A 5,307-nucleotide genomic window follows, 5' to 3' on the forward strand; every position below is an offset into this window, starting at 1 on the left:
ACTCACGAGGCGGGTTCCCAGCCCCGGTTGCTGATTAGTAGCAACGTTGTAGAAAACCATCACCGTTCCCCTGTCCCTCTCTATCGCAAAACCACAAGCAGGGCAGACATGGTAACGGTTACTTAGCTCTGCCCACTCCTTGTGAACAGCACCGCACTTTGGACAGCGCTGAGACGGCTTGAGGGTTTGTGTAGGAAGAAACAAGACCAGACCACCTTTCTGCTCAATTTTGTAGAGTTGTACTGCCTATGCAGCGACTCCAGCCAGCCGTCCATCCAGGCGACTTGCCTGGGAATAGGGCGCAAGCGGCAGTGGTAGGCAATTCTCCTGGTGAGAGTATTGTACCTATTCACAACTGGGATGTTCCCGCCTCTCCCCAGCGACTCCGACCGACCCCCAGTCCCCCCATGTACGGGGGTACAGAGCGGGGCTTCAAGGACTACGTCCCGCTAGCACGAACGGCAGATTAGCTAGCTCTTGAGGGTCGGTAACTGGCGGAAGGCGGGGCGGACTACGCCCTCAAGCGTTGGGATCCCTTCACCGGAAAGCTTCTCAGTGTTCATCCCGAACACGGCAACTGGATTGGGGCAGTGGCCAGCGCTCCTGGGGATCGCTGGCTGGCCAGCGGCGGCGACGACTACTGCATTTGGCTGCGTCGCTTTCCTTCCCGCTCGGCGCTGCGGGTGTATCGGGATCCCGCGGCCTGTATCAGCCTCTGGCCCATGGGCTAGACCCCAACCCCAGAAAGCACTACCATTACCACCACCGCCGCAAAGATGATCAAAGCGTAAAACTGCGCCTTGCCGTTTTCCAGGTATTTCATCACTTCGCCGCTGACCATCGCCACCAGGCCCGTCAAGTTGACCACCCCATCGACAATGCGGCTGTCCACCTCCAGCGCTTCCCGCGCCACAAAGCGAGTGCCCTGCACAAAGACCCGATCGTAGAGATCGTCGATGTACCACTTGTTAAGCGAGAAGTAGTAGAGCGGCTGCAGGCTTTGGGGGAAGGTGCTCGGATCGATGCGCTTCTGCCAGTAGATCAGGCTGGCCAGGGCAAGGCCAATCAGCCCAATACCTACCGAGCTGCCCGCCATGACCAAAAACTCCGTCCAATCGAAGTGGCCAGCCAGCACCGCTTGCCACTCGGCTGCCACCAGCGGCAAAACCGATCCGGCCTCCGCCACAGTCTCGCCCGGCGGATGGATAAAGGCCTCAAAGAAGTTGGCAAAGGGAGTGCCCACCAAGCCGATCAGCACCGAAGGAACCGCCAGCGCCACCAGCGGAATCGTCATCGACAGGGGAGACTCATGCGGCTCGGCAGCGTGGCCATGCCCATCGTGCCCGTCTTCCACAGCTTCAGGATGGCTGCTGGGCTGGGGCTTTTCGTAAATGTTCATGGCACCGGGGCCAAAGGCCGGCTCCTTCCCGGCAAAAGCGTAGGCAAAAGCCGGCACCGGTCGGCCCTGGCTGACGGCTACCTCCTGCCGCAGTCTCAGGTTGGTGCCGCGAAACTCCCCTTCAAAGGTGAGGAAGTAGATGCGGAACATGTAGAAGGCGGTGATCCCCGCCGTGAGGAAGCCCACCCCCCAGAGGGCTGGGTTGTGCTCAAAAACCGCAGCCAAAATCTCATCTTTAGACCAAAAGCCGGCAAAGGGCGGGATCCCACAGATGGCCAGTGTGCCAATCAAAAACGTGATGGCCGTAACTGGCATGTATTTGCGCAGCCCTCCCATCAGGCGCATGTCCTGGGACAAAACCGGGTCGTGGCCCACCACCGCCTCCATGCCATGAATTACGGAGCCAGAGCCCAAAAAGAGCAGCGCCTTGAAGTAGGCGTGGGTCATCAGATGGAATAAGCCCGCCCCATAGGCGCCGGATCCCATGGCCATGACCATATAGCCCAGTTGGGAAATGGTGGAGTAAGCCAGGCCCTTTTTGATGTCGTTTTGGGTAATGGCGATGCTGGCCCCCAAGAAAGCCGTGCCCGCCCCTGTCCAGGCAATGAGGTTCATGACTGCCGGGATCCCTTCCAGCACTGGGAACATACGTGCCAACAGGAATACTCCGGCAGCAACCATGGTGGCCGCGTGGATGAGGGCCGAAATAGGCGTGGGACCTTCCATGGCATCCGGCAGCCACACGTGCAGCGGGAACTGAGCCGACTTGGCCACCGGCCCCAAGAACACCAAGAGGGCAAACAGGGCAACCAAGCTGCTGCTCACCGAGCCGTTGGCCACCATCTGCTCCACATTGCGGGCCAGTTCCTCGAACTCGAAGGTTCCAGAAATCCAGTAAAAGCCCAAAATGCCCAGCAACAGACCAAAGTCGCCCACCCGGTTGACCACAAATGCCTTCTGGGCTGCCTCTGCCGCCGCCTGCCGCTCGTACCAGAAGCCAATCAGCAGGTAGGAGCACATCCCCACCAGCTCCCAGAAGATGTAGATCTGTACCAGGTTGGGACTGAGCACCAGGCCCAGCATCGAGGAGGCGAACAGACTCAGGTAGGCGTAGAAACGTACATAGCCGGGATCCTGGGCCATGTAGCCATCGGAGTAGATCTGTACCAAGAAGGCCACGGTGGTCACCACCACCAGCATCATGGCGCTGAGGTGGTCGACTACAAAGCCCATGTCCAGCGAGAAGGATCCCGCCTGGGCCCAGGTGATGGTTCTGAGGACGGTTTCATGGCCCTGCAGTTGGCTGGCCAAGAGGGCAAAGGCGTGAACCATCGCCGTCCCCGTTGCGAACACACTCAAAAAGGCGGCTAGAGAGCGGTTGGCCCTTGTCCAGGCGTTGAACACCAGGATGCCTAGGCCAAGCAAAAAGGCTGCCACCAGGGGATAGACGGGGATCAACCAGGCGTATGCGTAGATGAATTCCATGGGATACTGCTGAATGCGTTCTCTTGCGGTAGTGAACCCTCCCTGCTGGCCGGTGGGAATCTGTCTACGGGTCAGAGGCCGGCAGTTGCTCTGGGGCTTCTGATATTGTAAATCTTTGCAACACAATCAGCGCCCCCCTGCAGTCACCCAATCCATGAGAGCAAAGATTTTTCCTCCCGATCAACCGGGATCCCCGCAGGAGAATCGGAAGATAGGCTGAAAGTTATCCCTAAGCCTGTGGCAAGATGACAGGGATCCCTTGTAAGCGCTACAACTGAAGGCTGAAAGCCACAGACTGTCTGGAGAAAAGCCCATGAGCCTAAACCTGGTGACCCTGGTGGGGAGAGCCGGAATGGATCCAGAGGTGCGCTACTTTGAGTCGGGCAAGGTGGTGTGTACCTTTAGCTTGGCGGTCAACCGCTTCCGCAAAGGAGAGGACAAGCCCGATTGGTTCAACCTGGAGCTGTGGGGGCGCACCGCTGAAGTGGCCGGAGAATATGTGCGCAAGGGCAGCCTCATCGGGGTAACAGGCAGCCTCAAGTTCGATCGCTGGAAAGATCGAACCACTGGGGAGGATCGCCAGAGGCCGATCATCGCCGTGGATCGGCTGGAATTGCTGGGATCCCGTCAAGATCGCGAGCCTGACCTGCCTGCAGAGGAGCCGTTCTAAGTCCCCTCCAACCGACGTTGGCACTCCCGCACCACCTCGGCCAAGTCTTGACTACACCAGGGGTAGCTTAAGAGTGGCCGTTGGATTACCCACAGGGGAATCCCCAGAGTTTTAGCCACAGCCTGCTTGATGGCCAGGCCACCAGCTTCTCCAGAGTCCTTACTAATAACCACTTGGGGCTCCAGCCTCTGCCAAAGCTGCAGTTCCTGCTCCAAGCTGAGGGGCAAGCGCATCCCAATCACCCGCTCGGCAGGGATCCCGGCTTGCACTGCCCGGGGAACCGACTCTGGCAGCACCCGCGCCCACAGTTGGCAGCGATCCTGCCAGGGCACAAACAGGGGCAATGCCTTCACCCCCACCGTTAGCAGCACCCGCCGCCCTGCCAGTACGCCATCCGTGAGCAACACCTGCCAGTCTGACGCTACCTGTACCCAGGGATCCAATGCCACCGGGGGGCGCTCGTAGCGCAGGTAGGGGATCCCCAGTTGGGCGGTCACCTGCATGGCCAGTTGCGAGATCTCTTGGGCGAAGGGATGGGAAGCATCCACCAGCACGCGGATCCCGTGTTCCTGTAGAAACTGTAACAAAGACAGGGGCGAAAATCGGGTAACTATCACTTGCCCCGGCAAATCCCGATATAGCCTTCTGGCCCCCTCGGTGGTGACGGTGGCTATCCAAGGGATCCCCTCATGGCTGAGGACGTGGGCCAAGCTGCGGCTTTCGCTGCTGCCACCGATGAGGGCCACTTCAAGTGATTTACGAACCGAGCCCATGTTGTGTTGCCAAAGTTTGCTACCAGTGGATACGATCGAGGTCTAAAGGCTGGAGGCGAGTGCTCATGATCGAGATGCATGTGGCTGGGATCGCGGTCGACGCTGTCAACCAGGCTCCCATTGTCATCTTGCGCGATACCCATGAGCGGCGTGCCCTACCCATCTGGGTAGGAAGAGCGGAGGCCAACGCCATTCTGCAGGCGCTGGACGACCAAAAGCCCCTCCGCCCTATGACCCATGACCTTATTCTGAACTCCTGGAAAGCTTGGGGGATCAAGCTGGAGCGGGTTATCATCCATGCCCTGCTGGACAATACCTTCTATGCAGTGCTTGTTACAGTCTGCGGCGATAAGAAGCAGGAGATTGACTGCCGCCCCAGCGATGCCATTGCCCTTGCCCTGCGGGCCCATGCCCCCATCTGGACTGTAGAAGAGGTAATCGCGGAAGCCTCGATCCCGATGAACCAAGATGCTGACGAAGCAGAGCGAGAGGCCTTCCGCAAGTTTGTGGAAAACGTAACGCCCAAAGACTTTATTCGCAGCCACCCCTTCACTGACCACCCCACGGAAGCAGACAGTTGAAGTTATAGCCTTCCTGAGCTGTCCCCTACTGGAGGAGCTGAAGCCATTGGCCGGTCTCTACTCTCGCTAGCCTAGGGGTCTGCTTGGGTTGACTTCTCTCCTCCCTTTCAAAGGACCCGACGGTGTCGCTGACCACCGACGCGAACGCTTTGAGCTAGATATAGGTCACTACCAGCGTGGCAGGCTAGCAGGCTCTCATCCCAAAGCAGCCACGTTGGTCAAACGCCAAGACGGTTCCTACTACATCCAGATTGGCGTGGAGTCTGAAGCACCAGAGCCGGAGCACGCCGTCAAGGCAATGGGCGTGGATTTGGGTAGGAGGGATATTGCCCAGACCTCTGAGGGGGATCACTGGAATGGACAGCGGTTGAACCGGGTCAGAGACCACTACTCCCGGTT

6 protein-coding genes and 1 pseudogene are annotated in these 5,307 nt (G+C 58.9%); 4 read left to right on the plus strand and 3 right to left on the minus strand.

The annotated features are described in order from the left end of the window. Nucleotides 1-228: zinc ribbon domain-containing protein (locus NW845_RS12220; protein ID WP_414378727.1), on the minus strand; the 228-nt coding region annotated here is incomplete at its 3' end. Nucleotides 229-590: 362 nt separating this feature from the next. On the opposite strand from NW845_RS12220, the gene NW845_RS12225 reads away from it, so the two are divergent. Then, nucleotides 591-731, plus strand: coding sequence for a hypothetical protein (locus tag NW845_RS12225; protein WP_414366655.1), 141 nt, complete (start codon nucleotides 591-593; stop codon nucleotides 729-731). On the opposite strand, the gene NW845_RS12230 is transcribed toward NW845_RS12225, so the two are convergent. Continuing rightward, nucleotides 728-2,884, minus strand: a complete 2,157-nt coding sequence (locus tag NW845_RS12230) for an NAD(P)H-quinone oxidoreductase subunit 5 (protein ID WP_414378726.1) — start codon at nucleotides 2,882-2,884, stop codon at nucleotides 728-730. The genes NW845_RS12225 and NW845_RS12230 overlap by 4 nt on opposite strands. A 313-nt stretch (nucleotides 2,885-3,197) precedes the next feature. On the opposite strand from NW845_RS12230, the gene NW845_RS12235 reads away from it, so the two are divergent. Beyond that, nucleotides 3,198-3,554, plus strand: a complete 357-nt coding sequence (locus NW845_RS12235) for a single-stranded DNA-binding protein (RefSeq protein WP_414366659.1) — start codon at nucleotides 3,198-3,200, stop codon at nucleotides 3,552-3,554. Here the strand turns inward: NW845_RS12235 and NW845_RS12240 are convergent. Beyond that, nucleotides 3,551-4,327: a cobalt-precorrin-6A reductase gene (locus tag NW845_RS12240; protein ID WP_414366661.1), complete on the minus strand. Its 777-nt coding sequence runs from the start codon at nucleotides 4,325-4,327 to the stop codon at nucleotides 3,551-3,553. The genes NW845_RS12235 and NW845_RS12240 overlap by 4 nt on opposite strands. Before the next feature lie 65 nt (nucleotides 4,328-4,392). Between NW845_RS12240 and NW845_RS12245 the strand changes: the two genes are divergently transcribed. Beyond that, nucleotides 4,393-4,908, plus strand: coding sequence for a bifunctional nuclease family protein (locus tag NW845_RS12245; protein ID WP_414366662.1), 516 nt, complete (start codon nucleotides 4,393-4,395; stop codon nucleotides 4,906-4,908). A 139-nt stretch (nucleotides 4,909-5,047) separates the two neighbouring features. After that, nucleotides 5,048-5,307 (plus strand): annotated as a pseudogene (locus tag NW845_RS12250) (RNA-guided endonuclease TnpB family protein); the annotation flags it as partial.

It is taken from the genome of Synechococcus sp. H60.2, assembly GCF_047462315.1.
Taxonomy (GTDB): Bacteria; Cyanobacteriota; Cyanobacteriia; order Thermostichales; family Thermostichaceae; genus Thermostichus.